The organism is Pseudomonas sp. ANT_H12B (assembly GCF_008369325.1).
GTDB lineage: Bacteria > Pseudomonadota > Gammaproteobacteria > Pseudomonadales > Pseudomonadaceae > Aquipseudomonas.
The window spans coordinates 62526-88128 of record NZ_VOBI01000014.1 but is presented as its reverse complement, the minus strand read 5'-3'; the positions used below and the strand labels follow the sequence as shown (position 1 = coordinate 88128).

The window sequence follows — 25603 nt, the reverse complement described above, 5'->3', positions numbered from 1 at the left end:
GCCTTCAGACTTCAGTCACGCAAATCCGATTCATGAATAGGCTGGTCGCGATGGGTTGCCCGCTGGTACTGCGCAGGCCAGATAGCCTTGTGCCCGCCCAAATCATCATCGGCATGCAGCGGCCAGTACGGATCACGCAACAGTTCACGGGCGAGGAAGATAATATCGGCCTGACACGTGCGCAGAATATGTTCGGCCTGCGCCGGTTCGGTAATCATGCCTACCGTACCAGTGGCAATGCCTGACTCCTTGCGCACCCGTTCGGCGAAGCGGGTCTGATAACCCGGGCCTGTAGGAACCTCGGCGTTGACCGCCGTACCGCCCGACGAGACATCGATGAGGTCAACACCCAGGTTCTTGAGGCGTCGCGCCAGCTCCACCGTTTCATCGGGATTCCAGCCGTCTTCCACCCAATCGGTGGCCGACACGCGCACAAACACCGGTAACGCTTCCGGCCATACTGCACGCACCGCTTCGGTGACTTGCAGCACCAGCCGAATTCGATTCTCGAACGAACCGCCATATTGATCGCGTCGCTGATTACTCAGGGGCGACAAAAACTGGTGCAGCAGGTAACCGTGGGCGGCATGTACTTCGACCACTTTGAAGCCGGCGGTCAGCGCCCGCTTTGCCGAATCGACAAATGCCTGAATGACATCGGCGATCTCGCCTTCATTGAGCTGCCTGGGTTGTGTGTGTTGTGGGTCGAAGGCAATGGGTGAAGGACCGACCGGGACCCAGCCGCCGTCATCGGGTTTGACGCTGCCATGCTTGCCGAGCCACGGCCGATAGGTGCTCGCTTTGCGCCCGGCGTGGGCTAACTGGATACCGGCAACGGCGCCTTGTGCTGCGATGAAGCGAGTGATGCGTTGCAGGGGTTCGATCTGTTCATCGCTCCACAGGCCGAGGTCCTCGGCGGTGATGCGGCCGTCGGCGGTGACTGCCGTAGCTTCGGTAAACACCAGCCCGGCTCCGCCGACAGCGCGACTGCCGAGATGGACCAGGTGCCAGTCATTGGCCAGGCCTTCGACGCTGGAGTACTGGCACATCGGCGACACCGCGATACGGTTGAGCAGGGTCAATTGGCGAATAGTGTAGGGTTCAAGCAGCAGACTCATGGGGCACCTCTCGAATCAGTGGGCAGGCTCCAGGGTTCTGTTTGAAAAGTCGACGAGTGACAGGAAAAAGGTGCAGCACCCGCCCCCGCGGGCAAAAAAATTGACAAGACGTCACAAGGATTATCAAGCAGTGCTTAGAGCCTAGTCGACATCGGGGGATGAGGGAGGGTTCCGAGGGATTCGGTGTGAGCGAAATCGCTTTCGCGAGCAGGCTCGCTCCCACAGGGTTTGCGCAAATCCTGTAGGAGCGAGGCTTGCCCATGATGGGCTCAACGCGGTTCGATGTGGGCAATCATCAGTTGAACCGTCTCATTCCCGCGAAACTCGTTGAGGTCGAGTTTGTAGGCCAACTCCACCCACTTGATGGTCGGATTCGGCCAGATGTCACGGTCGATACCAAAGGCAATGCCATCGAGTTTGACCGAACCACATTCGCTTTTGAGCACCACTTTAAGGTGCCGCTCACCGACGACGCGCTGCTCGACCAATTGAAACACCCCATGAAACAGCGGCTCCGGGAAGTGTTGCCCCCAAGGTCCGGCGTGACGCAGGGCGCGGGCCAGTTCCAGGTGGAATTCCTCGACCGCCAACGTGCCGTCCGACAGCAATCGCCCGGTCAGGTCTTCTTCGCGTAATTGCCTACGCACTTCCGCGTCAAAGGCTTGGGCGAACAGCGGAAAATTCGCTTCCGGCAGCGTGAGGCCGGCTGCCATGGCATGGCCGCCGTATTTGCTGATCAGGTTCGGATGCTGCGCCGCCACCACGCTCAAGGCATCGCGGATATGAAAACCCTGAACCGAACGCCCCGAGCCCTTGAGCAAGCCATCTCCCGCATCGGCAAAGGCGATTGTCGGACGGAAATAGCGCTCTTTCATACGCGAGGCGAGGATACCGATGACACCCTGGTGCCATTCGGGATCGAACAGGCACAAACCGAAGGGCATCGACTCCACCGGCAAGTCTTTGAGCTGAGCCAGCGCCTCGCGCTGCATGCCCTGCTCGATGGATTTGCGGTCCTGATTCATGCCGTCGAGCTGGGCCGCCATTTCACGAGCACCCGCCGCGTCTTCGGTGAGCAGGCATTCGATGCCCAGGCTCATGTCATCCAGCCGTCCCGCCGCATTCAGGCGTGGACCGACAATAAAGCCCAGGTCGGTCGAAGTGATGCGCGCATGATCACGCTTGGCCACTTCGAGGATAGCCTTGATCCCCGGTCGGGCACGCCCGGCGCGAATCCGCTCCAGACCCTGGTGCACCAGAATCCGGTTGTTGGCATCCAGCGGCACCACGTCGGCAACGCTGCCCAAGGCCACCAGATCAAGCAACTCGCCGATGTTCGGCTGCGGCTTGCTCTCGTACCAACCCAGGCTGCGCAATCGCGCACGCAGGGCCATCAGTACGTAGAAAATAACCCCGACGCCGGCCAGCGCCTTGCTCGGAAACTCGCAACCGGGCTGGTTCGGGTTAACGATGGCATCGGCCAACGGCAGTTCATCGCCGGGAAGGTGGTGATCGGTGACCAACACCTTGAGCCCGGCCTTTTTCGCCGCCGCCACGCCTTCGACGCTGGAGATACCGTTGTCCACGGTAATCAGCAACTGCGGTGTGCGGGTCAGCGCCACTTCGACGATTTCCGGGGTCAGGCCGTAGCCATACTCGAATCGATTCGGCACCAAATAGTCAACGTGAGCCGCACCCAGCAGGCGCAAACCCAACATGCCCACGGTACTGGCCGTCGCGCCATCGGCGTCAAAGTCGCCGACGATCAAAATCCGCTGACGCTGCTCCAGCGCTGTCACCAGCAAATCCACGGCAGCATCGATGCCTTTGAGCTGCTGGAACGGAATCAAGCGTGCCAGGCTCTTATCCAGTTCCGCCTCGGTCAGCACACCTCGCGCCGCGTACAGGCGGGTCAGCAGCGGCGGCAGATCACCGAGGAATGGCAGGGTGTCGGGCAACAGGCGAGGTTCGATGCGCATGGGGTGACAGGTGCTTCTCTTCAATACGTAGGATAAAACCGGGTGACGCGGACTAACTGCGAAAAATCAACCGCGTTCGCCGCTCAGCCACTGCAACTGGACTTCATGCTGACCACGGTCATCGGTGACGAAAATCGTCCCTTCGCTGATCATCACGTCCCACTTGATAACGCGGGGCATGTCTTTGGCCAGAGTCTCCAGGATTTCCTGCGGCACGGCGGCGATGTGCACGTTTTTCAGGTTTTTGATCGCCGGGATCACTTTGGTTTCCCAGACGCGCAGGCTGCCGTAGGCCAGCAGGCTGGTACGTTCGGTGCGGCGCGAGCACCAGGTCAGGCGATCGGCGTCGGGCTGGCCGACTTCGATCCAGTGCAGGACACGATCGTCCAGGCTCTTTTCCCACAAGGCGGGTTCATCCACGTCTGACAGACCACGGCCAAACGACAGCTGCTCGTTGTACCAGAAGGCGTAGGCCAGCAGCCGCACGGTCATGCGTTCTTCGGTTTCCGAAGGGTGACGGGCGATGGTCTGCTTCACGCTTTCGTAGACGCTGCGGTCGAGGTCGGTGAGGTTCAGTTCAAACTTGTAGGTCGTGGACGGCTGGGCCATGAACGGGCTTCTTGATACGTGGAAAGGCGGCAAGTCTAACCGATGCGGTAGGCAATCAACGAATTGAAGGCGATCAACCTGGGGCGACTGACGGTCGGCTATGTTAAAACCCTGTATTCGCACAGCCTTCGTCCTACAGGATCCAGTATGCCGTTTACCGCCAAACCGCTCTCCGGTCTCAAAGTCATCGAATTGGGCACCTTGATCGCCGGCCCGTTTGCCTCGCGTATTTGCGGTGAATTTGGTGCCGAAGTGATCAAGATCGAATCTCCGGACGGCGGTGATCCGTTGCGAAAATGGCGCAAGTTGTATGAAGGCACTTCGTTGTGGTGGTTCGTTCAGGCGCGTAACAAGAAGTCCCTGACCCTGAACCTCAAACACCCGGAGGGCCTGGCCATTCTGAAAAAACTGCTCAGCGAAGCGGACATCCTGATCGAGAATTTTCGCCCCGGCGTGCTGGAAAAACTCGGTCTTGGCTGGGAAGTCTTGCACGCACTGAACTCGAAACTGGTGATGGTGCGTCTTTCAGGCTTTGGCCAGACCGGGCCGATGAAGGATCAGCCAGGCTTCGGCGCGGTCGGTGAATCCATGGGAGGCCTGCGCTACATCACTGGCTTCGAGGACCGACCACCGGTTCGCACCGGAATCTCCATCGGCGACTCGATTGCTGCGCTTTGGGGGGTGATCGGCGCATTGATGGCGCTGCGTCATCGCGAGGTCAACGGCGGTTTGGGACAAGTGGTGGATGTCGCTCTGTATGAAGCGATCTTTGCGATGATGGAAAGCATGGTCCCCGAGTTCGACGTGTTCGGTTTCATCCGCGAACGCACCGGCAATATCATGCCGGGCATCACGCCCTCCTCGATCCACACCAGCGCCGACGGCAAACACGTGCAGATCGGCGCCAATGGCGATGCGATCTTCAAGCGGTTCATGCTGATCATCGGTCGCGAGGACCTGGCCAACGACCCGGTGCTGGCCAGTAACGACGGACGTGACAGCCGCCGCGACGAGATTTACGGGGTCATTGATCGCTGGGTCAACTCGTTGCCGCTCGATACCATCATCGAGCAGTTGAATCAGGCCGACGTACCGGCCAGTCGGATCTTCAGCGCCGAAGACATGTTCAGTGATCCTCAGTATCTGGCTCGGGAAATGTTCTTGAAAGCCAAGTTGCCGGACGGCAAAGATTTCAAGATGCCGGGCATCGTGCCGAAACTCTCAGAGACACCTGGCACATCCGAATGGGTCGGACCACAACTGGGGGAACACAATGCGCAGGTTCTCCACGACCTTGGTTACGACACAGTACAGATCGCAAAGCTACGCGAAGATGGGGCCATCTAAGCTGAAACGCCTGCTTTCCATCGCATTCCGAAACACCCGCAACTGGGGCGCAGTGGCGGTTTTCGCGCTAATGGCCGGGGTGTCATTACCCGTGTGGGCGCAACCTAAAGAAACGCTGATCTGGTTACTGCGTGATCTACCGCCGACGATGATCTTTGAAGGTCCGAAAAAAGGTCAGGGCGTCATCGATCAACTGTTGCCGCTGTTGATCAAGGGCATGCCGCAATACGATCACACCCTGATGCGGGTCAACCGGGCTCGTGGCATGCAAATGCTCCACGAAGAGTCGTTTACTTGCGACCCCTCGCTGGTCTGGATCAAGGAGCGCGAACAGTGGATTGCGTTCTCTATTCCGGCCTTCCGTGCCGTGAGTAATGGCGTAGTGGTCCGCCAAGAAGATCGCGCGGTTCTGGAACCCTTTCTGATCGACGGTGAAGTCGATCTGGCGGCGCTGCTGAGCGGCGCCAGGAAGAAAGTCGGCGTGGTGGCCGAGCGCAGTTATGGTCAGTTCCTCGACACGCTGCTCAAGCAGGCTCCACCCGGCGCACTGACGCCCCATTACGGCAACGACGCCCTTGGCAGTCTGTTACAGATGCAGCGCCTGGGCCGCTTACAGGTGGTATTGGGTTACTGGCCGGAAATCCGCTACCAGGCCCAGCAGCAAAACATCACCGATGCGCAACTGGAGTTCTATCCAATCAGGGGCACCGGCAAATACCTGTCCGGGCACATCGGTTGTTCCGATACGCCTCAAGGCCGACAGGCGATCAGCGAGATCAACCAGTTGTTGCGCACCCTGCCCCACGAGCGACTGGATCAGCTTTACGCCGACTGGCTGGATCCGCAAAGACGCAGCGACTACCTGAAAGACGCCAAGGCTTTTTTCGAGCATCAGGCCGAGCAATGACAAATCGCGGGCAAAAAGAAACCCCGAGAAGTGGGGAGACGACTCGGGGTTAAACGTGGCCTAAATAAAGACCAGTAGCAGCAAGCTACAAGCACCGGAGCACAATGCTTGATCCTGCTGTTACATGGTCTGACTGACCTTGACGCAGGAAGGTTCCCACAAAAGACAATTCAATTTCGGCTGGCCAGGATCTTGTCTTGAGCAGCATTGCGTAACGCCGCGATTACGCAGGGCTCCAGGCGACCTTCAGCGATCAGCACATCGCGGTGCAAACCATCGACTACATCCGTCAACAGACGCTTATCGCTCAACTGGGCCTGATTGAACTCCCGCTCGACCACGATGGCGCCGGTCGCATTCTTCAGTGTCACCAAGCATTCGCCATGGGTCCCCGACGGGGTCAACGTGACCTGATACGGGCTCAGAGCCTCACCGAGCAATAGACTGATACTTTCCATCTCGATCACCACTCAATAGTCCGAAAACAAAGTGCCTGAGGCATTCCTGTATTAAATGACCACTGGCCCGAGAAGAAAGTTCTGGATCGCAACGGCAGATGAACCGTGCGTCCCTGGTCGATAGAGCATGCACGGCAAAGATGACAGGGAAAAAACAGCCGCCTCACGCCTGCCTCGTACGCTTGCCGATATCGGTCCATCCGCCCAGCAGACCCCGCAATTGCCCGTCGGCACTGTAAAACGGCACCGTCCACTGGTAGATATCCCGGACGCCGTTCTTGAACAGCAATTGACGCTCACTGAAGCGGGTCTTGCGAGTGCCAAGCTGGGCCATGAACTCTGCGTGCAGCAGTTCGGCGGTCTCTTTGGGCAAAACATCGAGTTCGGTCAACAGCCGCCCCTGAACCTGATCGAATCGGGTCGAAAAGTCCTCCTCATAACTTTTGTTGCACATGATCAAACGCCCTTCCAGATCACGAACAAACATCGGATCGGGCATGGCTTCCATCAACGCATGCTGAAATGCCAGCTGATCACGAAGGCCCGTTTCGGCGTCCAGACGCTGTTGGATCAATGTCGCGAGACGACGATTCCAAAGCAGGGAAAGCAAGGCAAATACACTGGCGGCAAACACCCCCCAGCAGCCCCACTGCGTAAACCGCTGCCAGACACCAGGTGACTGCACCGGAGCAATTCCATTCAGCCATTTCTGGCGAATGGCACGTAACTCCGCAGGAGGAAATGCCTCAAGCGCCTTGTTGAGGATGCTCAACAACTGCGGCTGACCTTTGCGCACTGCCAGATGATCGGCCTCCCACTTTCCCTCCAGCATATGTCCCACCTTGAGCTGTCCGGATGGAAAGAGCTGCGCCCCGATTTCGTTTTCGATCGTGGCATAGGCCTCGCCGCTTTCAACCAGCGCCCGCGCCTCGGCGTAAGTTTTGACCGAGCGTAATTCAATGGACGGATAGTCACGGCGAATCACAGACTCGAGTGCATGCCTGGCCGGAAGCACCAACACTCGTTTCGATAGCTGCTTCAGAGATTGCACCACCGGCGCGCCTTCCCGACCGACGAACACCCAGCCAGCGCCACCGAACGCATGGCTGAAATCCAGAAACACTTTGCGCTCATCATTGATGGCCAGCGTGGTGCTCATGTCCGCCAGACCACTTTCCAGGCGTCCCAGCATTTGGTCGGAGGAAAACGTCTCTTCATGCACGAAGTGCAAGCCGGTCATGGCGCTGATGCGATTGAGCAGATCGTTGTTCAACCCGCTCCATTGACCGTGCTCATCCTTGAACAGGTACAGCGGATATTGCGTCGACGCGACGATGACTTGCGGGTGCTCGGCGATCCATTGCAGCTCCTGAGCATCCAGCTCGATCACCGCACCGACCACTCCCTTAGCCTCGGATGCCGCCAATTGCGCCGCCAGCCCCCATTGAGCAAAGCTCATCACGCCGACTAAAAACATCCAGCACGCGGCTGGTTTGTACCCTTTGAAAAACTGCATTGCCACTTCCTTGGTGATCAACTCGCCCGTCCTTCATGAGCGACTCTTCAGTACGGCTCTTGATGGGCGACTCTTCAAGTTCGAATCACGACAAGTGTGGCATGCAGAAATGAGAAAGCCCGTCAGGAGACGGGCTTCAAAATGTGACAGCTTTAATCAGTTACAGAGGCTTGCCGCGGTTGCCATGCTGACTGACAAAGGCTTGCACGGCTTTCAGGTCATTCGGCAGCACGGTGCAGCGCTCATCTCTCTCAAACAAATCAGAAAGATGTGCAGGTAGTTCAAGCGCTTTTCCTACACCCGCTTTTTCCACGGCGTCCGGGAATTTGACCGGATGGGCCGTGCCCAGGATCACCATCGGAATATCCAGGCTACGACGGCACTCACGCGCAGCCTTCACACCGATAGCGGTGTGCGGATCCAGCACCTCGCCCGTCTGCTCATAAACCTCGGCGATGGTTTCGCAGGTTTGGGCGTCGTCCACGGCCAACGAGTCGAACAGCTTGCGGGCTTCGGTCCAGCGTTCCTCTTCGACACTGAAGCCGCCACCCTGCTTGAAGTTGTCCATCAGGCCGGCAATCGCCGCGCCGTTGCGACCGTGCAGGTCGAACAGCAGGCGTTCGAAGTTCGACGACACCATGATGTCCATCGACGGCGACAGCGTGGCGTGCAGGGTTTGCTTGACGTACTGATTGCCGCTCATGAAGCGGTGAAGGATGTCGTTGCGGTTGGTGGCGACGATCAACTGGTTGATCGGCAGGCCCATGTTGCGTGCCAGGTAACCAGCGAAAATGTCGCCGAAGTTGCCGGTCGGCACCGAGAACGATACCGAACGAGCCGGGCCGCCCAGTTGCAGGGCCGCGTGGAAGTAGTAAACGATCTGAGCCATGATCCGCGCCCAGTTGATCGAGTTAACCGCCACCAGACGCGTGCCCTTGAGGAAGCTCTGGTCGGCGAAGCTGTTCTTGACCATTTCCTGGCAGTCATCGAAGTTGCCTTCGATGGCGATGTTGTGGATGTTCTCGCCGAAGAGGGTGGTCATCTGGCGGCGCTGCACTTCAGACACGCGGTTGTGCGGGTGCAGGATGAAGATGTCGACGTTTTCGCAGTGCTTGCAGCCTTCGATGGCGGCCGAACCGGTGTCGCCGGACGTAGCGCCGACAATCACCACGCGCTCGCCGCGCTTTTCCAGCACATAGTCGAGCAAGCGACCGAGCAGTTGCAGGGCGAAGTCCTTGAACGCCAGGGTCGGGCCGTGGAACAGCTCCAGCACCCATTCGTTGCCGTTCAGCTGACGCAGCGGCGCGACGGCGCTGTGGGCGAATACACCGTAGGTTTCTTCAAGAATCTTTTTGAAATCGGCATCGGGGATGCTGCCGGTCACGAACGGGCGCATCACCCGGAAGGCCAGTTCGTGATACGGCAGACCGGCCCAGGAAGCGATTTCTTCCTGGGTGAAACGTGGCAGGTTTTCCGGCACGTACAGGCCGCCGTCAGTGGCCAGACCGGCCAGCAGAACGTCTTCGAAATTCAGGGCCGGTGCCTGGCCGCGGGTACTGATATAACGCATGACTGACTCCAATAGACAGTGTTCGCAAAGCCGGACCCTCACGGGCCCGGTGAACGATAACGGCTTAGTTCAGGTGCTCGACGCGGATCCGTATCACCGGACCGACCACGCCAGCCAAGGCTTCCAGGGCGGCGATCGCGTCGTTCATGTCTTGCTCCAGCACGCGGTGAGTCAGCAGGATCATCGGTACCAGGCCGTCGTGTTCTTCGACTTCCTTCTGCATGATCGATTCGATGTTGATGCCGCGCTCCGACAGGATGCTCGCCACCTGGGCCAACACGCCCGGATGATCCTTGGCCTGAATGCGCAGGTAATAGGCGCTTTCGCAGGCTTCGATCGGCAAAATCGGATGGGCCGACAGCGAATCCGGCTGGAAGGCCAGGTGCGGCACGCGGTTTTCCGGATCGGACGTCATGGCGCGAACCACGTCCACCAAGTCGGCGATCACCGAGGAGGCGGTCGGTTCCATGCCGGCACCGGCGCCGTAGAACAGGGTCGAACCGGCGGCGTCACCGTTGACCATGACTGCGTTCATCACACCGTTGACGTTGGCGAGCAGGCGATCGGCCGGGATCAGCGTCGGGTGAACACGCAATTCGATACCGGCAGCAGTGCTGCGGGCCACACCGAGGTGCTTGATGCGATAGCCCAAGGCTTCGGCGTAGTTCACGTCAGCAGTGGTCAGCTTGGTGATGCCTTCGGTGTAGGCCTTGTCGAATTGCAGCGGGATACCGAACGCGATCGACGCGAGGATCGTCAGCTTGTGAGCTGCATCGATGCCTTCCACGTCGAAGGTCGGATCAGCTTCGGCGTAACCCAGGGCTTGCGCCTCGGCGAGGACGTCTTCGAAGGTGCGGCCCTTCTCACGCATTTCGGTGAGGATGAAGTTACCGGTGCCGTTGATGATGCCTGCGACCCAGTTGATACGGTTGGCGGACAAGCCTTCACGGATCGCCTTGATCACCGGAATGCCACCGGCCACCGCCGCTTCGAACGCAACGATCACGCCCTTCTCGCGAGCCTTGGCGAAAATTTCATTACCGTGAACGGCGATCAGTGCCTTGTTCGCGGTGACCACATGCTTGCCATTCTCGATGGCCTTGAGTACCAGCTCGCGGGCAACGGTGTAGCCGCCCACCAACTCTATAACGATGTCGATCTCAGGGTTCGTGGCCACTTCGAAGACATCGTTGGTAATCGCAATACCGGTCGTTTGGAACTGAGGCTTTGGCGTGCGCGTGGCAATTTGTGCCACTTCGATTCCACGCCCGGCACGACGAGCAATTTCCTCGGCGTTGCGCTGAAGTACGTTGAAGGTACCGCCACCGACGGTCCCTAACCCACAGATGCCTACTTTGACCGGTTTCACTGTGAACTCCCCATAAAACAGCCGACTCAAGGTCGGCCGTGAAAACAGCCGCATGCTCGCGGCTCTCTATTAATGGCCCGGCAAACGCTGCCGCCGGACCATGATCGTCAAAGGCTGACCGTGACGATGCGAATTTATTTCGCGTCCAGCGCCAGTTTGGCGACTTGTGGCGCGGGCTGGTAGCCCGGAATGACTTGGCCATCAGCCAAAACGATGGCCGGTGTGCCGTTCACGCCGATCGACTGACCGAGCGCGAATTGTTTGGAAACCGGGTTATCGCACTTGGCGGCCTTGATTTCCTTGCCATCGACCATTTTGTCCATGGCCGCTTTCTTGTCTTTCGAGCACCAGACTGCTTGCAGCTGTTCGTCACCCGGCGAGCCCAGGCCCTGACGCGGAAACGCGACATAACGCACTTCGATGCCGCGCTTGTTCAGTTCAGGCACTTCGGCGTGCAGCTTGTGGCAGTACGGGCAGGTGGTGTCGGTGAACACGGTGATGTGCGACTTGGTTTCGCCGATCGCCGGGTACACCACGGTTTCAGCCACTGGAATTTCGTTGACCAGTTTAGAGACGCCCAGACGCTCGGTCTTCTCGGTCAGGTTGACCGGTTTGCCGTCCTTGAGCTGGAACATGTAGCCCTGAACGACGTATTGGCCGTCGGCGCTGGCGTAGAGCACGCGGCTGCCTTTGAGTTTGACTTCGTACAGACCTGGCAGAGGGCTGGCGGTGATCGTTTCTACCGGTACTTCGAGCTGGAGGTTTTCCAGGCTTTTACGAATGGCTTTGTCGGCCGCGTCATCGGCGACGGCAAAGGTACTGACCAACGCAATGGCTGCGGCGGCGAAAATCTGGGTCAGACGCATGAGAACTCCTGAAGGCGGACAAATGGGACGATCAGAACGCCCGTGCCGAAACACCGGGTCATAATCGCCCATCGTGCAAACCGGCAAAGCCTACCACATAAGGCCCGCGTGGCCGAATGCGGGTGACGCGAGACATCCCGATCAGGCGAATCGATTGCCTGTGTATTTATCCGCGCGGGTGGTGTTTGGCGTGCAGGTCCTGCAAGCGTGCGCGGGCGACGTGGGTGTAGATCTGGGTGGTCGACAGATCGCTGTGACCGAGCAGCATTTGCACCACCCGCAGGTCGGCGCCGTGGTTGAGCAAATGCGTGGCGAAGGCATGGCGCAAGGTGTGCGGCGACAGCGACTTGCCGATCCCGGCGACCTTGGCCTGGTGCTTGATGCGATGCCAGAAGGTTTGCCGGGTCATCTGCTCGCCGCGCTGACTGGGGAACATGACATCGCTGGGACGCCCGCCGAGCAGCTCCTGGCGGCCATCGCGCATGTAGCGCTCGACCCAGACAATCGCCTCCTCGCCCATCGGCACCAGCCGCTCCTTGCTGCCCTTGCCCATCACCCGCAACACGCCCTGACGCAGGTTGACCTGCTCCAGCGTCAGACTGATCAGCTCCGTCACCCGCAAGCCGCAGGCATAAAGCACTTCGAGCATGGCGCGGTCGCGCTGGCCGATGGCTTCGCTCAGGTCAGGTGCTTTTAACAAGGCCTCCACATCCGCTTCCGACAGGGATTTAGGCAGTGGTCGACCCAGTTGCGGCATATCGACACGCAAGGTCGGATCGACGGCAATCAGCTTTTCCCGCAGCAAATAGCGATAGAAGCCACGCACGCCGGAGAGAAATCGCGCCGTCGAGCGGGGTTTGTAGTTTTGCTCCAGGCGCCAGGCCAAGTGATCGAGAATCAATTCGCGGCCGGCATTGATCAACTCCAGGCCCTTTTCCTGCAGCCAGCCGTTGAACAGGGCCAGGTCGCTGCGATAGGCATTGCGGGTGTTATCGGAAAGGCCTTTTTCCAGCCACAGGGCGTCGAGGAACTGGTCTATCAGGGGATGGTCAATGGCGGGCATAAAGGCTCAGGTAACGGGAAAACTGACGGCAAGTCTTTCATAGCCAGCTGTGGCTTTATAGAGCCCGCGGTCATTGTGATGATTGATAGATCGATTCGCAGGCAAGTCGGAACGCCGCCCGCACGCTCCCACAGGTTTGGGTGAGGTAAAACGCAGGCAACAAAAAAGCAGCCCGTAGGCTGCTTTTTTCTGCATCGGAAGCTGGACTTAAGCCAGTTTTTCCTTGATGCGAGCTGCTTTACCGGACAGGTCACGCAGGTAGTACAGCTTGGCTTTACGTACGTCACCGCGACGTTTAACGGCCATGCTGTCGATTTGCGGGCTGTAGGTCTGGAAAGTACGCTCTACGCCAACACCGTTGGAGATTTTGCGAACGGTGAAAGCACTGTTTACGCCGCGGTTACGCTTGGCGATAACAACACCTTCGAACGCTTGCAGACGCGAACGGTCGCCTTCCTTCACTTTCACCTGAACGACAATAGTGTCGCCCGGGGCAAAGGTAGGGATCTCTTTGGTCATCTGCTCTGCTTCGAGTGCAAGAATGATTTTGTTAGTCATGCTGTGCTCCTAAGGTAAATCGTCGGATCTACCATCGATACGTTGTTAACTATCGTCCCGCTCGCGGATGTATTCCTCGAGCAGCTTCTTCTCTTCTCCAGAAAGCGAGCGGCTTTCCAGAAGATCGGCCCGTCGTTCAAAGGTCCTACCAAGGGACTGCTGTAAACGCCAACGCCGGATATGCGCGTGATTGCCACTTAGCAACACGTCGGGAACACGCTGATCCGCATACACCTCAGGTCGGGTGTAGTGCGGGCAATCCAGCAAACCATCCGTAAAGGAATCTTCCTCCGCGGAGTCCGCATGCCCTAAAGCTCCAGGCAGCAGTCGTGTAACCGCATCGATCAGGACCATCGCCGGCAGCTCGCCGCCAGACAGTACATAGTCGCCAATCGACCACTCTTCATCGACATGAGCATCAATAAAACGCTCGTCAATGCCTTCATAGCGGCCGGCAATCAGGATCAATGCATCCAGATTCGCCAACTCGCGTACCGCCGACTGAGTCAGTTGACGGCCTTGGGGGGACAGGTAAATTACCTTCGCCGCCTCCCCGGCTGCTGCCTTGGCCTGAACCAGTGCATCTTCCAGGGGCTTGATCTTCATCACCATGCCCGGACCACCGCCAAATGGGCGATCATCCACAGTGTGATGTCGATCCGTTGTGTAGTCTCGCGGATTCCAACAGGTCAGCTGCAAGAGCCCCTGTTTCACCGCTCGGCTAGTGATGCCGTAGTCGCTGATGGCGGAAAACATCTCGGGAAACAAACTGATCACTTCTACGCGCAAATTAGCCACGTTTAGAAGTCCGCGTCCCAATCCACCTTCATCTCGCCCGCGGCAAGGTCAACGGCCAACACGCATTGCTCTGTATAGGGCAACAGGCGTTCGCGATCATCCAGGCTGCCAGCGCAAGGCTTGACTACCATGACATCGTTCGAGCCAGTCTCTAGCAGGTGATCGATTTTCCCGAGCAGTTGCCCGAGTTGGTCGATGACCTTGAGACCTTCCAGCTGGTACCAGTAGTACTCGCCGTCGGTCAGATCTGGAAACAGGTTACGCGGCACGCAGATCTCATAACCGGCCAGAAGACGAGCTTCTTCACGATCATCGAGACCTTTGAGCTTTGTGACCAGAAACTTGCCGTTATGTACACGGCCGCTGACCAGCTCTACCTGCTTTACATTACCGTCACGCTTGAGCGTCCAGTTTTTGTAGTCCAGCAGGTTTCCAATTGGATCAGTAAAGGAAAAGACCTTCACTTCGCCGCGAACACCGTGAATCGAATAGATTTTGCCGATAACGATCAAATCATCAGCAATGGCTGGCGTCGCGTTCATATTGCTCAGGCCGCAGCCTTAGCAGCGTCCTTCAACAACTGAGCAACACGCTCAGAAGGTTGTGCACCAACGCTCAGCCAGTAGGCTACGCGCTCTTGGTTCACGGACAGACGAACTTCTTGACCACGAGCAACAGGGTTGAAGAAACCAACCTGTTCCTTGTGCGAACCGTCGCGCGGGTTGCGGCTGTCGGTTACGGTCAAGTGGTAAAACGGGCGCTTTTTGGAGCCGCCAAGGGCAAGACGGATTGTTAGCATGTGAACATCGTTCCTGTAGTCGGTGCTGCAAATCTAAAGGCACAGCGGGCATAGGTGCCCGAAAGGCCGCATATTCTAAGGAATATCCGGACTTTTGCAAATGTCTTTTTCCGACGGTCTTTCGGCCGCCATCAAGATTTGCTATAGAGCCGTCGTTGAAAACGGCCAGTCAGCTCCCGCCAAGTGCGGGTTTGCTGGAGTTCCCACATTTCTGTGGTAATGCACCGACATCGCTGCCGGTGCGGATTCTTTACATCTTGGGCATGCCGCCACGGGGCAACATACCGCCCATGCCGCGCATCATCTTGGCCATTCCGCCTTTCGCGGAGAATTTCTTCATCATCTTCTGCATCTGCTTGTGCTGCTTGATCAAGCGACCGATATCCTGCACCTGGGTGCCGGAACCCATGGCGATCCGGCGCTTGCGCGAACCGCTGATCAGCTCAGGGTCGCGGCGCTCGGCCGGGGTCATGGAGTTGATGATGGCTTCCATCTGCTTGAATTGTTTCTCTGCCGCGCCTTGGGCGTTGCCCATCTGCGCCAGGTTCACGCCGCCGATGTTCGGCAATTTGTCCATGAGGCCGCCGAGGCCGCCCATGCTCTTCATCTGTTGCAGCTGATCGCGGAAGTCTTCGAGGTCGAAGCCCTTGCCCTTCTTCAGCTTCTTGGCCAGCTTGTCGGCCTTGTCCTTGTCGAGGGTCTGCTCGGCCTGCTCGATCAGGCTGAGCACGTCGCCCATGCCGAGGATGCGCGAAGCAATTCGCTCAGGGTGGAACGGCTCGAGCGCTTCGCTCTTCTCGCCCATACCGATGAACTTGATCGGCTTGCCAGTGATGGCGCGGACCGACAGCGCGGCACCGCCACGGGCGTCGCCGTCGACCTTGGTCAGGATTACACCGGTCAGCGGCAGTGCATCGCCAAAGGCCTTGGCCGTGTTGGCGGCGTCCTGGCCGGTCATGGCGTCGACCACGAACAGGGTTTCGACCGGGTTGATCGCGGCATGCAACGCCTTGATCTCGCCCATCATCTCTTCGTCGATGTGCAGACGACCGGCGGTATCGACAATGACCACGTCGATGAATTTGAGTTTTGCTTCTTTAATGGCTGCTTGCGCGATGTCGACCGGCTTCTGGCTCAGGTCGGACGGGAAGAAGGTAACGCCCACTTCACCGGCGAGCATTTCCAGCTGCTTGATCGCCGCCGGACGGTATACGTCCGCAGACACGACCATGACCGACTTCTTCTTGCGCTCTTTAAGGAAGCGCGCGAGTTTGCCGACGGTGGTGGTTTTACCCGCACCCTGCAAACCGGCCATCAGCACGACGGCGGGAGGAACGGCGCTCAGGTTCAAGTCTTCGTTGGCCGCGCCCATCAGGCTTTCGAGTTCGGCCTGGACGATCTTCACGAACGCCTGGCCCGGCGTCAGGCTGCGCGACACCTCTGTGCCGACGGCGCGTTCCTTGACCGAATTGACGAAGTCTTTGACCACCGGCAGGGCGACGTCGGCTTCGAGCAACGCCATGCGCACTTCGCGCAGGGTGTCTTTGATGTTGTCTTCGGTCAGCTTGGCCTTGCCGGTGACATGGCGCAGCGTCTGCGAGAGACGGTCGGTTAAGTTTTCAAACATTGCGCGATCCTTTCAGGCCCTGTGTAGACCGGGATAATGGCGGCCCAGACCGGAATAAACATGTGCTCGGCGAGCCTGCGGCGTGGGCAGGTCGCGGATTATAGCGAAGACTGCGTCCGGCGGACACCTCGTCGTCAGGTTGCATGGCCTTTCGTGCTGCGGGGGTTCTATGCCAAACTCAGCGCCTTTCGGGCTTGCCTAACAGGATTTATGCTCCCCTTGTCACCCAGCTTGCTAACTACCCTCGCCGCCGCCTGCTTATATGCCGCTGCGACCCTCTATCAGAGCACTCGTCTGGCCACCGGCGCCAAGGCGAACAAGCGCCTGCTGGTCACGCTCGGCGTGCTTGCCGTGCTGGCTCACAGCGCCAGCCTGTTCACCCACCTGCTGACACCGATCGGTCTGGGCCTGGATTTTTTCAGCGCCGCCAGCCTGATTGCCGCCGCGGTGATTGCCCTGACGCTGCTGGCCTGCTCGCGGATCCCGGTGGAAAACCTGCTTATATTGCTGTTCCCGCTCGGTGCCGCCACCGTGCTGCTCGCGCAGCTCGCCCCCGCCGGAACGGTACAGATCATCGACGAAGAACCGGGCATCCTCGCCCATATCCTGCTGTCGATCCTCGCCTACGGCATGTTCACCATCGCGGTGTTCCAGGCCTTGCTGCTGCTGGTTCAAGACCATCAACTCAAACACAAGCACCCGTCCGGACTGATCAAGAACTTCCCGCCGCTACAAACCATGGAAAGCCTGCTGTTCGGCTTCCTCTGGGCCGGATGGACCCTGCTGTCGCTGTCGCTGATTTCCGGCTGGCTGTTCGTCGAGAACCTGTTCGCGCAGCACCTGGTGCACAAAACCTTGTTGGCCTGCCTGGCCTGGATAGTCTTCAGCGTACTGCTCTGGGGTCGTAACCGCCTCGGCTGGCGCGGACACAAGGCCATTCGCTGGACTCTTGCCGGTTTCTGCCTGCTGATGCTCGCGTATTTCGGCAGCAAACTGGTTCGTGAATACATCCTGCACATCTGACGGGCGGCATTAATGGACGACTTGCCCATAGGGCCGATGCTCGCGGTAGTGGCCCTGCTGATTCTATGGTCGGGGCTGTTTACCGCCATCGAAGCTGCGCAACAGTACTTGCTGGCCCAGCGCACCGCCTCGCGCTCGAGCGATAAACCGGTGGCGAAGCTGAGCTTCCCGCTCAACAGCTTGATCCTGTGCAATACCCTGTGTCGCGCACTGGTGGTGGTCATCAGCACTTTGCTGGCGATTTTCACCTGGGCCGAAAACGGCCCATGGCTCGCTTGTGTCGGGGCTGGCGCCATTCTGCTGGTGTTCGCCGACTACCTGCCGCGCACCCTTGCCGTCCGCTATCCGGATGCAATTCTGGCCTTGGGCAACACCCTGCTTCGTGTGCCGTTAAAAATCCTCTACCCCGCCGCCTGGCTGCTCAATGGCATCAGTTTGTTACTGATGCGACCGTTCGCCCGCAAGCCCAAAGTGGTGCAAAAGAGCGAAGACGAGGTACCGATAGATCGACACGACGATCACGAACACACTGTCTGCCGCCCGCACCCACTGTCGGGTATCCACGCGCTGGACAACATTACGGTCAACGACATTCTTGTGCCGCGCAGTGACGTCGACGGGATCAACCTCGACGACTCCCTGCCAGACATCATCGAACAACTGCGCCACAACAAACGCACGCGCCTGCCGGTGTTCCACAGCGACATCAACCAGGTCGAAGCGGTACTCAACACCCGCCAGATCCGCCACTTGCTGGCCGATGCGAACCTGACCATGGAGGCCCTGCTGGCAGCCAGTCACGAACCGTACTTCGTGCCGGAAAGCACCCCGCTGCAATTGCAACTGCTGAACTTCCACAAACAGCAGCGACGCCTGGGCATGGTGGTCGACGAGTACGGCGAAGTGCTCGGTATCGTGACCCTGGAAGACATTCTCGAAGAAATCGTCGGCGAGTTCGAAAGCCAGCACAGCCTGGACAACCCGCATATCCATCCGCAGGCCGACGGGCGACTGGTGATCGATGGCGCCGCGTCAATACGCGACCTGAACAAGAGTCTCGGCTGGCACCTGCCCAGCGACGGCCCGAAAACCCTCAACGGCCTGGTGACCGAAGCGCTGGAAACGATTCCGGAAAGTGCGGTGTGCCTGAAGATCGGCCGATATCGGCTGGAGATTCTGGAGACGGAAGACAATCGGGTCACCCGGGTGCTGATCTGGCATAACAGCGCCGTCCCGGCCATCCGTTAATACACCGATCCTGCTACAAAGTCAGCGTCGAGACGAAGATGTTGCCCCTTGTTGAATCGATAGCCGCCTTCCTATAATCGAGCCGCTTACCCAAGCACCGCCCTACCCTCGTGCTACCCGCACCCTGCGTTAAACCCACATCCCTGGGTGTTCGACCATAATAATTCGCTCCACTGGGGCACATGACTGTCAGGGATAACCGCATGACGACCAGCACGACTTATACCGAAACCACGCCTGCGCAACCGACGAACTCCGCCACACGAGTGGCCACCGCGAGTTTCATTGGCACCGCCATCGAGTTTTACGACTTCTACGTCTACGCCACAGCGGCCGCGCTGGTAATCGGCCCGGTGTTCTTTCCCCAGACCTCCGGCACTGCCCAGATGCTCTCGGCGTTCCTCACCTTTGGTATCGCCTTCCTCGCGCGACCACTGGGTTCGGCGCTGTTTGGCCACTTCGGTGATCGCATCGGACGCAAATCGACACTGGTCGCCTCCCTGCTGCTGATGGGCGTCTGTACAACGCTGATCGGCGTGCTGCCCGGCTACGACAGCATTGGCGCCTGGGCGCCGATCCTGCTCTGCGTTCTGCGCTTCGGCCAAGGCCTGGGACTGGGCGGTGAATGGGGCGGCGCGGCATTGCTGGCGACGGAGAATGCGCCCAAGGGCAAACGCGCCTGGTTCGGCATGTTCCCGCAGCTCGGCCCTTCAATCGGTTTTCTCGCGGCCAACGGCCTGTTCCTGACCCTGGCAATGACCCTGGACGATGAACAGTTCCGCTCGTGGGGCTGGAGGATCCCATTCCTGCTCAGTGCCGCGCTGGTGATGGTGGGCCTGTACGTACGCCTCAAGCTCCACGAAACACCGGTCTTCGCCAACGCGATGGCTCGCCAGGAACGGGTGAAGATCCCGCTGGTCGAGCTGCTCAGCCAGTACTGGGCGCCGATGCTGCTGGGCGCCGGCTCGATGGTGGTGTGCTACGCGCTGTTCTACATCTCCACGGTGTTTTCGCTGAGCTATGGCGTATCGACCCTCGGCTACACCCGCGAAACTTTCCTCGCACTGTTGTGCTTCGCCGTACTGTTCATGGCCGCTGCCACCCCCCTGTCGGCATGGGCCAGTGACCGTTACGGGCGTAAACCGGTGCTGATCATCGGGGGCGTACTGGCGATTCTGTCCGGGTTCCTGATGGAGCCGCTGCTGACCCAAGGTTCAACGTGGGGTGTGGCGCTGTTCTTGTGCATCGAACTGTTCCTGATGGGCGTCACGTTTGCGCCCATGGGCGCGCTGCTGCCGGAGCTGTTTCCAACCCGCGTGCGTTATACCGGCGCATCGGCGGCCTACAATCTGGGCGGTATTGTCGGGGCCTCGGCGGCACCGTTCTTCGCGCAGAAACTGGTGGCCATGGGAGGTTTGAGTTATGTCGGCGGGTATGTATCCGGGGCGGCGCTGCTCAGTTTGATAGCGGTGCTGTGCCTGAAGGAAACCCGTCATAGCGATTTGAATCGGATTGCCTGATAGATCGCCATCGCGGGCAAGCTCGCTCCCACAGATGATTTGTCGTACCACAACCTTGTGATCGACATCAGTCATGTGGGAGCCGGGCTTGCCCGCGATGACGTCCTGACCGGCAAAACACAACGCCAACCGATCGCCAATTTTCGCCCACCCGTTGTCACCTCGCTCTACGCGCATCGGTACATCCCCGCTATACTTGCCGGCTTTTCCTGAATAAATGCCAATAGGGTCCCGCCGCGCATGGATAAGACCTACCAGCCGCACGCCATTGAAACTTCCTGGTACAACACCTGGGAGTCAGAGAATTACTTCGCCCCGCAAGGCGCGGGCGAGTCTTACACCATCATGATCCCGCCGCCGAACGTCACCGGCAGCCTGCACATGGGTCACGGCTTCAACAACGCGATCATGGACGCCCTGATCCGTTTCCGCCGCATGCAGGGTCGCAACACCTTGTGGCAGCCGGGCACCGACCACGCCGGTATCGCCACGCAAATGCTGGTGGAGCGTCAACTCGAAGCCCAGGGCCAGAGTCGTCACGACCTCGGTCGTGAGAAATTCCTCGAGAAAGTCTGGGAATGGAAGGACCAGTCCGGCGGCAACATCAGCCGTCAGATCCGCCGCCTCGGTTCGTCCGTCGACTGGAGCCGCGAGCGCTTCACCATGGACGACGGCCTCTCGGAAGCCGTTAAAGAAGCGTTCGTGCGCCTGCACGAAGACGGCCTGATCTACCGCGGCAAACGCCTGGTCAATTGGGACACCAAGCTGCACACGGCGATTTCCGACCTCGAAGTGGAAAACCACGACGAGAAAGGATTCCTGTGGAACCTGAAATACCCGCTGGCCGATGGCGCCAAGACCGCTGAAGGCAACGATTACCTGATCGTCGCGACCACTCGCCCGGAAACCATGCTCGGCGACTCCGCCGTGGCCGTTAACCCGAACGATGAACGCTACCAAGCCCTGATCGGCAAATTTGTCGAGCTGCCGTTGGTTGGCCGCCGCATCCCGATCATCGCCGACGATTACTGCGACCCTGAATTCGGCACCGGTTGCGTGAAAATCACCCCGGCCCACGATTTCAACGACTACGAAGTCGGCAAGCGCCACAACCTGCCGCTGCTGAACATCTTCGACAAGGACGCCGCTGTATTGCCGGCCTGCCAGGTGTTCAACCTTGATGGCACCCTGAACGAAAGCATCGACGGCAAGATCCCGGCCGAATACGCCGGTCTGGACCGCTTCGAAGCGCGCAAGCAAATCGTTGCTACATTCGATGCCGCCGGCCTGTTGGTCAGCGTCAACGATCACGCGCTGAAAGTGCCGAAAGGCGACCGTTCCGGCACCATCATCGAGCCGTGGCTGACCGACCAGTGGTACGTGTCGACCAAGCCATTGGCCGAGCCAGCCATTGCTGCCGTTGAAGACGGCCGCATCCAGTTCGTGCCGAAGCAATACGAAAACATGTACTTCTCGTGGATGCGCGACATCCAGGATTGGTGCATCAGCCGTCAACTGTGGTGGGGCCACCGGATTCCGGCCTGGTACGACGAGTCGGGCAAAGTCTACGTCGGTCGCGACGAAGCCGAAGTGCGTGCCAAGAACAACCTCGGTCCGGACGTTGCGCTGCAACAAGACAACGACGTTCTCGACACCTGGTTCAGTTCGGGTCTGTGGACGTTCTCCACGCTCGGCTGGCCGGAGCAGACCGAATTCCTGAAGAAATTCCACTCCACCGACGTTTTGGTCACCGGTTTCGACATCATTTTCTTCTGGGTTGCCCGGATGATCATGCTCACCATGCACTTGGTGAAGAACGAAGACGGCACGCCGCAGGTTCCGTTCAAGACTGTTTATGTTCACGGTCTGGTGCGTGATGGCCAGGGCCAGAAGATGTCCAAGTCCAAGGGCAACGTCCTGGACCCACTGGACATCATCGACGGTATCGAGCTGGAAGAACTGGTGCAGAAACGCACCTCCGGCATGATGCAGCCGAAACTGGCGAAGAAGATCGAGAAGCAGACCCGCGACGAATTCGCCGACGGCATCGCCAGCTACGGCACCGACGCCCTGCGCTTTACCTTCTGCTCGCTGGCGTCCACCGGTCGCGACATCAAGTTCGACATGGGCCGTGTCGAAGGCTATCGCAACTTCTGCAACAAGATCTGGAACGCCGCGCGCTACGTGCTGGACAAGGGCGAAGACTGCGGCCAGAACGGCGAAGCCTACGAGCTGTCACTGGCGGATCGCTGGATCATCTCGCAGCTGCAACGCACCGAAGCCGAAGTGACCCGTCAACTGGATCAGTTCCGTTTCGACCTGGCCGCACAAGCCTTGTACGAGTTCATCTGGAACCAGTATTGCGACTGGTACCTGGAACTCTCCAAGCCTGTGCTATGGGACGAAAACGCGCCGGTCGAACGTCAGCGCGGCACCCGTCGCACGCTGGTTCGAGTGCTGGAAGTCGCTTTGCGCCTGGCTCACCCGTTCATGCCGTTCATCACCGAAGAAATCTGGCAGCGCGTCGCGCCGCTGGCCGGTATCGAAGGCAAGACGATCATGCTGCAGCCTTGGCCAGTGGCCAATGATGAGCGCATCGATCCGGCCGCCGAGAACGACATCGAATGGCTCAAGGAACTGATGCTCGGCACGCGCAACATCCGTGGCGAAATGAACATCGGTCCGGGCAAGCCGCTGAACCTGTTCCTGAAAAACGTCAGTGCCGAAGATCAGCGTCGTCTCACCGAGAACGAAGCCCTGCTGAAGAAACTCGCTCGCCTCGAATCGATCACCGTGTTGGCTGCTGGCGAAGAAGCACCGCTGTCCGCTACCGCGCTGGTGGGCGAGATGGAAGTGCTGGTGCCAATGGCCGGCCTGATCGACAAAGACGCCGAGCTGGCGCGTCTGGACAAGGAAATCCTGCGTCTGCAGGGCGAAGTTCAGCGCGTGGGCGGCAAGCTGTCCAACGCCGGTTTCGTCGACAAGGCCCCGGCCGAAGTCATCGAGAAGGAACGCGCCAAACTGGCTGAAGCAGAACAGGCTTTGGGCAAGTTGGCCGAGCAGCATGCGCGGATTGCCAGTTTGTAACTGTAAATCGCAATGAAACAGGGAGGCCCGCAACGGCCTCCTTTTTTGTGCCCATCACTTTCCCCCCTACACCACAAATCCCTTGTGGGAGCGAGCCTGCTCGCGATGAGGCCATAACATTCAACATTGATGTCGCCTGTTTCGCCGCCATCGCGAGCAGGCTCGCTCCCACAGGGGGATTGCGCTGTTTGTCACAATTGGGTTCACAACGCCTGGATGTGTGACAATACCCGCCACTTTTAGCCATACCCGAATCGACCACGCCCATGAACGCCCCCCGCACCCCCCGCCCTGCGCGCAAGAAGCCTGACTCCGCCACCCCGGCCAAAGCCGTGGAACCGCGCGAGAAGGCCAGCCTGCACCCGCGCAATCGCCATCAGGGTCGCTACGACTTCCCGGCGCTGATCAAAACCACGCCGGAACTGGCGAAGTTCGTGATCATCAACCCGTACGGCAAGGAAAGCATCGACTTCGCCAGCCCGGACGCAGTGCGGGTGTTCAACCGTGCGTTGCTCAAGTCGTTCTACGGCGTGGCCCACTGGGACATCCCGGCCGACTACCTGTGCCCACCGGTTCCGGGCCGTGCCGACTACGTGCACTTCCTGGCCGACCTGCTGGCCAGCGTCAACGATGGCGAGATCCCTCGCGGTGCGCCGGTCAAGGTGCTCGATATCGGCATGGGCGCCAACTGCGTCTATCCGTTGATCGGTTACAGCGACTACCGCTGGCACTTCCTCGGCTCGGAAATCGACCCGACAGCGGTGGCCGCCGCCAAAGCCATCGTGCAGTCCAACGGGCTGAACAAAGCCATCCAGTTGCGCCTGCAAAGCAATCCCAAGCACATTCTGCTGGGCCTGCTTGAACCCGGTGAACGTTTTGACCTGACCATGTGTAACCCGCCGTTCCACGCCTCGATGGATGAAGCTACCAAGGGCAGCGAGCGTAAATGGCGCGCCTTGGGCCGTGCCGACCCGAAACGTAAACTGCCGGTGCTGAACTTTGGCGGTCAGTCGGCGGAACTGTGGTGTGAAGGTGGCGAAGCACGGTTTGTGACGCAGCTGATCGCCGAGAGCGCGCATTTTCAGCACAAAGTACTGTGGTTCAGCACTCTGGTCTCGAAAGCTTCGAACCTGCCGGCGATCCAGACCGCGCTGAAAAAGGCCGGCGTACTGGAAAGCCAGGTGGTGGAAATGTCCCAGGGGCAGAAGCAAAGCCGTTTCGTCGCCTGGACCTTCCAGACCAAGTCCGAACAGCAGGTGTGGCGTGAGCGCTGGGCTCGCAAGAGCTGAGTCACTGACCGACACAAATCAACTGTGGGAGTGAGCCTGCTCGCGATGGCGGTGTATCAGTCGACATCATCGTTAACTGACACGCAGCCATCGCGAGCAGGCTCGCTCCCACATTGGTTTAGCGGTGTTTGTTGTAAATCGCAGACACAAAAAAGCCGTGCCCGGATCACTCCGGAGCACGGCTTTTTTTACTGCGTCTTACTTGTTAACAGCGTCAGTCAGGCCTTTGGCCACAACCAGCTTGATAACTTTCTTGGCAGCGATTTCGATGGCAGCGCCAGTCGAAGGGTTGCGGCCGGTACGGGCAGGACGCTCAGTCACTTTCAGTTTGCCGATACCTGGCAGAGTGATTTCGCCGCCGTTTTCCAGCTGATCGGCAACGATTTGGCCCAGTTGGTCAAGAGCGTTACGCGCGGTGGTTTTTGGCGCGTCGATAGCTTCAGCGATGTCGGCGATCAGTTGGTCTTTAGTAAGAGCCATGTAGTGTTCCTTCCCTATCAAATTCATATGGATTGCAGAGTGCAGTGTCAGCCATCGAGCCCGATCTTCTGGATCTGGCACCCTCGGCCATAACCGCGACGAGTCGGGGTTATAGATACCGAAATCAGGGTTTGGTTCGACCTGACAAATGCTGAATGCACGCTTAACGCAGTGACTTCGCGTAAGACCGGGCAAAACTAGCACAGAGACGGGGAAATATCCGCCTCTAGCTACCCATTTGGTCAGCTTTATTGCTCTAAATCGGGAAAAAACTGCATAAGAGCCGCTTCGCTCCCGGGATTTGCCCTTCATGACGCGCCAAAACCAATGGTTGCGGTACACTGGGCGCTTTTTCGGGGAGCACGCCCTCCT

22 protein-coding genes are annotated in these 25603 nt (G+C 59.0%); 7 read left to right on the top strand and 15 right to left on the bottom strand.

The window, feature by feature from the left end; translation table 11 throughout:
• Positions 1–11 precede the first annotated feature (11 nt).
• The 3 genes from FQ185_RS20815 to FQ185_RS20805 form a co-directional block, all read right to left on the bottom strand.
• Positions 12–1118, bottom strand: a complete 1107-nt coding sequence (locus FQ185_RS20815; protein WP_149419055.1) for an NADH:flavin oxidoreductase/NADH oxidase — start codon at positions 1116–1118, stop codon at positions 12–14.
• A 269-nt stretch (positions 1119–1387) separates the two neighbouring features.
• On the bottom strand, positions 1388–3097 hold the full coding sequence (gene recJ, locus FQ185_RS20810) for a single-stranded-DNA-specific exonuclease RecJ (protein ID WP_149419054.1): 1710 nt from the start codon (positions 3095–3097) through the stop codon (positions 1388–1390).
• A 66-nt stretch (positions 3098–3163) separates the two neighbouring features.
• On the bottom strand, positions 3164–3706 hold the full coding sequence (locus FQ185_RS20805; RefSeq protein WP_028623872.1) for a YaeQ family protein: 543 nt from the start codon (positions 3704–3706) through the stop codon (positions 3164–3166).
• A gap of 147 nt (positions 3707–3853) precedes the next feature.
• Between FQ185_RS20805 and FQ185_RS20800 the strand changes: the two genes are divergently transcribed.
• On the top strand, positions 3854–5053 hold the full coding sequence (locus tag FQ185_RS20800) for a CaiB/BaiF CoA-transferase family protein (RefSeq protein WP_149419053.1): 1200 nt from the start codon (positions 3854–3856) through the stop codon (positions 5051–5053).
• Between the two features lie 70 nt (positions 5054–5123).
• The gene (locus FQ185_RS20795) at positions 5124–5960 is read left to right on the top strand and encodes a TIGR02285 family protein (RefSeq protein WP_371926657.1); all 837 of its coding nucleotides are present in this window, start codon (positions 5124–5126) and stop codon (positions 5958–5960) included.
• A 170-nt stretch (positions 5961–6130) separates the two neighbouring features.
• Here the strand turns inward: FQ185_RS20795 and FQ185_RS20790 are convergent, their stop codons facing one another.
• The 11 genes from FQ185_RS20790 to ffh form a co-directional block, all read right to left on the bottom strand.
• Positions 6131–6418, bottom strand: coding sequence for a DUF3509 domain-containing protein (locus tag FQ185_RS20790; protein WP_149419051.1), 288 nt, complete (start codon positions 6416–6418; stop codon positions 6131–6133).
• Positions 6419–6581: 163 nt separating this feature from the next.
• Positions 6582–7934 carry a transporter substrate-binding domain-containing protein gene (locus tag FQ185_RS20785; RefSeq protein ID WP_149419050.1) on the bottom strand — a complete coding sequence of 451 codons (1353 nt, stop codon included), beginning with the start codon at positions 7932–7934 and terminating at the stop codon, positions 6582–6584.
• Between the two features lie 160 nt (positions 7935–8094).
• Positions 8095–9504, bottom strand: coding sequence for a threonine synthase (thrC, locus tag FQ185_RS20780; protein ID WP_149419049.1), 1410 nt, complete (start codon positions 9502–9504; stop codon positions 8095–8097).
• Between the two features lie 64 nt (positions 9505–9568).
• Entirely contained in the window at positions 9569–10873 is a 1305-nt protein-coding gene (locus FQ185_RS20775; protein ID WP_149419123.1) for a homoserine dehydrogenase, read from the bottom strand.
• A 134-nt stretch (positions 10874–11007) separates the two neighbouring features.
• Positions 11008–11739: a bifunctional protein-disulfide isomerase/oxidoreductase DsbC gene (dsbC, locus tag FQ185_RS20770; RefSeq protein ID WP_123365749.1), complete on the bottom strand. Its 732-nt coding sequence runs from the start codon at positions 11737–11739 to the stop codon at positions 11008–11010.
• Positions 11740–11905: 166 nt separating this feature from the next.
• Positions 11906–12802, bottom strand: a complete 897-nt coding sequence (gene xerD / locus FQ185_RS20765; RefSeq protein WP_149419048.1) for a site-specific tyrosine recombinase XerD — start codon at positions 12800–12802, stop codon at positions 11906–11908.
• A gap of 207 nt (positions 12803–13009) precedes the next feature.
• Positions 13010–13360 carry a 50S ribosomal protein L19 gene (rplS, locus tag FQ185_RS20760; RefSeq protein WP_003175895.1) on the bottom strand — a complete coding sequence of 117 codons (351 nt, stop codon included), beginning with the start codon at positions 13358–13360 and terminating at the stop codon, positions 13010–13012.
• Between the two features lie 45 nt (positions 13361–13405).
• Entirely contained in the window at positions 13406–14158 is a 753-nt protein-coding gene (trmD, locus tag FQ185_RS20755; protein WP_149419047.1) for a tRNA (guanosine(37)-N1)-methyltransferase TrmD, read from the bottom strand.
• Between the two features lie 2 nt (positions 14159–14160).
• Positions 14161–14700: a ribosome maturation factor RimM gene (gene rimM / locus FQ185_RS20750; RefSeq protein WP_149419046.1), complete on the bottom strand. Its 540-nt coding sequence runs from the start codon at positions 14698–14700 to the stop codon at positions 14161–14163.
• Positions 14701–14705: 5 nt separating this feature from the next.
• Positions 14706–14957 carry a 30S ribosomal protein S16 gene (rpsP, locus tag FQ185_RS20745; RefSeq protein WP_007944872.1) on the bottom strand — a complete coding sequence of 84 codons (252 nt, stop codon included), beginning with the start codon at positions 14955–14957 and terminating at the stop codon, positions 14706–14708.
• A 250-nt stretch (positions 14958–15207) separates the two neighbouring features.
• Positions 15208–16584, bottom strand: coding sequence for a signal recognition particle protein (gene ffh / locus FQ185_RS20740; protein ID WP_149419045.1), 1377 nt, complete (start codon positions 16582–16584; stop codon positions 15208–15210).
• A gap of 210 nt (positions 16585–16794) precedes the next feature.
• Here ffh and FQ185_RS20735 point away from each other — a divergent pair, with 210 nt between their 5' ends.
• The 5 genes from FQ185_RS20735 to rlmF all read left to right on the top strand — a co-directional run bounded on the left by FQ185_RS20735 (position 16795) and on the right by rlmF (position 24751).
• The gene (locus FQ185_RS20735; RefSeq protein WP_149419044.1) at positions 16795–17607 is read left to right on the top strand and encodes an inner membrane protein YpjD; all 813 of its coding nucleotides are present in this window, start codon (positions 16795–16797) and stop codon (positions 17605–17607) included.
• Positions 17608–17619: 12 nt separating this feature from the next.
• Complete coding sequence (locus FQ185_RS20730) at positions 17620–18855, top strand: HlyC/CorC family transporter (protein WP_149419043.1); 1236 nt, start codon at positions 17620–17622, stop codon at positions 18853–18855.
• 203 nt (positions 18856–19058) lie between these two features.
• Positions 19059–20375, top strand: coding sequence for an MFS transporter (locus tag FQ185_RS20725; RefSeq protein ID WP_149419042.1), 1317 nt, complete (start codon positions 19059–19061; stop codon positions 20373–20375).
• Between the two features lie 240 nt (positions 20376–20615).
• On the top strand, positions 20616–23462 hold the full coding sequence (locus FQ185_RS20720) for a valine--tRNA ligase (RefSeq protein ID WP_149419041.1): 2847 nt from the start codon (positions 20616–20618) through the stop codon (positions 23460–23462).
• A gap of 266 nt (positions 23463–23728) precedes the next feature.
• Entirely contained in the window at positions 23729–24751 is a 1023-nt protein-coding gene (gene rlmF / locus FQ185_RS20710; RefSeq protein ID WP_149419039.1) for a 23S rRNA (adenine(1618)-N(6))-methyltransferase RlmF, read from the top strand.
• Between the two features lie 198 nt (positions 24752–24949).
• On the opposite strand, the gene FQ185_RS20705 is transcribed toward rlmF, so the two are convergent.
• Entirely contained in the window at positions 24950–25231 is a 282-nt protein-coding gene (locus FQ185_RS20705; RefSeq protein ID WP_007905514.1) for an HU family DNA-binding protein, read from the bottom strand.
• Between the last annotated feature and the right edge of the window lie 372 nt (positions 25232–25603).

Excerpts from the sequence above, each read along its gene's own strand:
- FQ185_RS20815 (WP_149419055.1), bottom strand. The coding sequence starts at position 1,118 with ATGAGTCTGCTGCTTGAACCCTACACTATTCGCCAATTGACCCTGCTC.
- recJ (WP_149419054.1), bottom strand. The coding sequence starts at position 3,097 with ATGCGCATCGAACCTCGCCTGTTGCCCGACACCCTGCCATTCCTCGGT.
- FQ185_RS20805 (WP_028623872.1), bottom strand. The coding sequence starts at position 3,706 with ATGGCCCAGCCGTCCACGACCTACAAGTTTGAACTGAACCTCACCGAC.
- FQ185_RS20800 (WP_149419053.1), top strand. The coding sequence starts at position 3,854 with ATGCCGTTTACCGCCAAACCGCTCTCCGGTCTCAAAGTCATCGAATTG.
- FQ185_RS20795 (WP_371926657.1), top strand. The coding sequence starts at position 5,124 with ATGGCCGGGGTGTCATTACCCGTGTGGGCGCAACCTAAAGAAACGCTG.
- FQ185_RS20790 (WP_149419051.1), bottom strand. The coding sequence starts at position 6,418 with ATGGAAAGTATCAGTCTATTGCTCGGTGAGGCTCTGAGCCCGTATCAG.
- FQ185_RS20785 (WP_149419050.1), bottom strand. The coding sequence starts at position 7,934 with ATGCAGTTTTTCAAAGGGTACAAACCAGCCGCGTGCTGGATGTTTTTA.
- thrC (WP_149419049.1), bottom strand. The coding sequence starts at position 9,504 with ATGCGTTATATCAGTACCCGCGGCCAGGCACCGGCCCTGAATTTCGAA.
- dsbC (WP_123365749.1), bottom strand. The coding sequence starts at position 11,739 with ATGCGTCTGACCCAGATTTTCGCCGCCGCAGCCATTGCGTTGGTCAGT.
- xerD (WP_149419048.1), bottom strand. The coding sequence starts at position 12,802 with ATGCCCGCCATTGACCATCCCCTGATAGACCAGTTCCTCGACGCCCTG.
- rplS (WP_003175895.1), bottom strand. The coding sequence starts at position 13,360 with ATGACTAACAAAATCATTCTTGCACTCGAAGCAGAGCAGATGACCAAA.
- rimM (WP_149419046.1), bottom strand. The coding sequence starts at position 14,700 with ATGAACGCGACGCCAGCCATTGCTGATGATTTGATCGTTATCGGCAAA.
- rpsP (WP_007944872.1), bottom strand. The coding sequence starts at position 14,957 with ATGCTAACAATCCGTCTTGCCCTTGGCGGCTCCAAAAAGCGCCCGTTT.
- ffh (WP_149419045.1), bottom strand. The coding sequence starts at position 16,584 with ATGTTTGAAAACTTAACCGACCGTCTCTCGCAGACGCTGCGCCATGTC.
- FQ185_RS20735 (WP_149419044.1), top strand. The coding sequence starts at position 16,795 with ATGCTCCCCTTGTCACCCAGCTTGCTAACTACCCTCGCCGCCGCCTGC.
- FQ185_RS20730 (WP_149419043.1), top strand. The coding sequence starts at position 17,620 with ATGGACGACTTGCCCATAGGGCCGATGCTCGCGGTAGTGGCCCTGCTG.
- FQ185_RS20725 (WP_149419042.1), top strand. The coding sequence starts at position 19,059 with ATGACGACCAGCACGACTTATACCGAAACCACGCCTGCGCAACCGACG.
- FQ185_RS20720 (WP_149419041.1), top strand. The coding sequence starts at position 20,616 with ATGGATAAGACCTACCAGCCGCACGCCATTGAAACTTCCTGGTACAAC.
- rlmF (WP_149419039.1), top strand. The coding sequence starts at position 23,729 with ATGAACGCCCCCCGCACCCCCCGCCCTGCGCGCAAGAAGCCTGACTCC.
- FQ185_RS20705 (WP_007905514.1), bottom strand. The coding sequence starts at position 25,231 with ATGGCTCTTACTAAAGACCAACTGATCGCCGACATCGCTGAAGCTATC.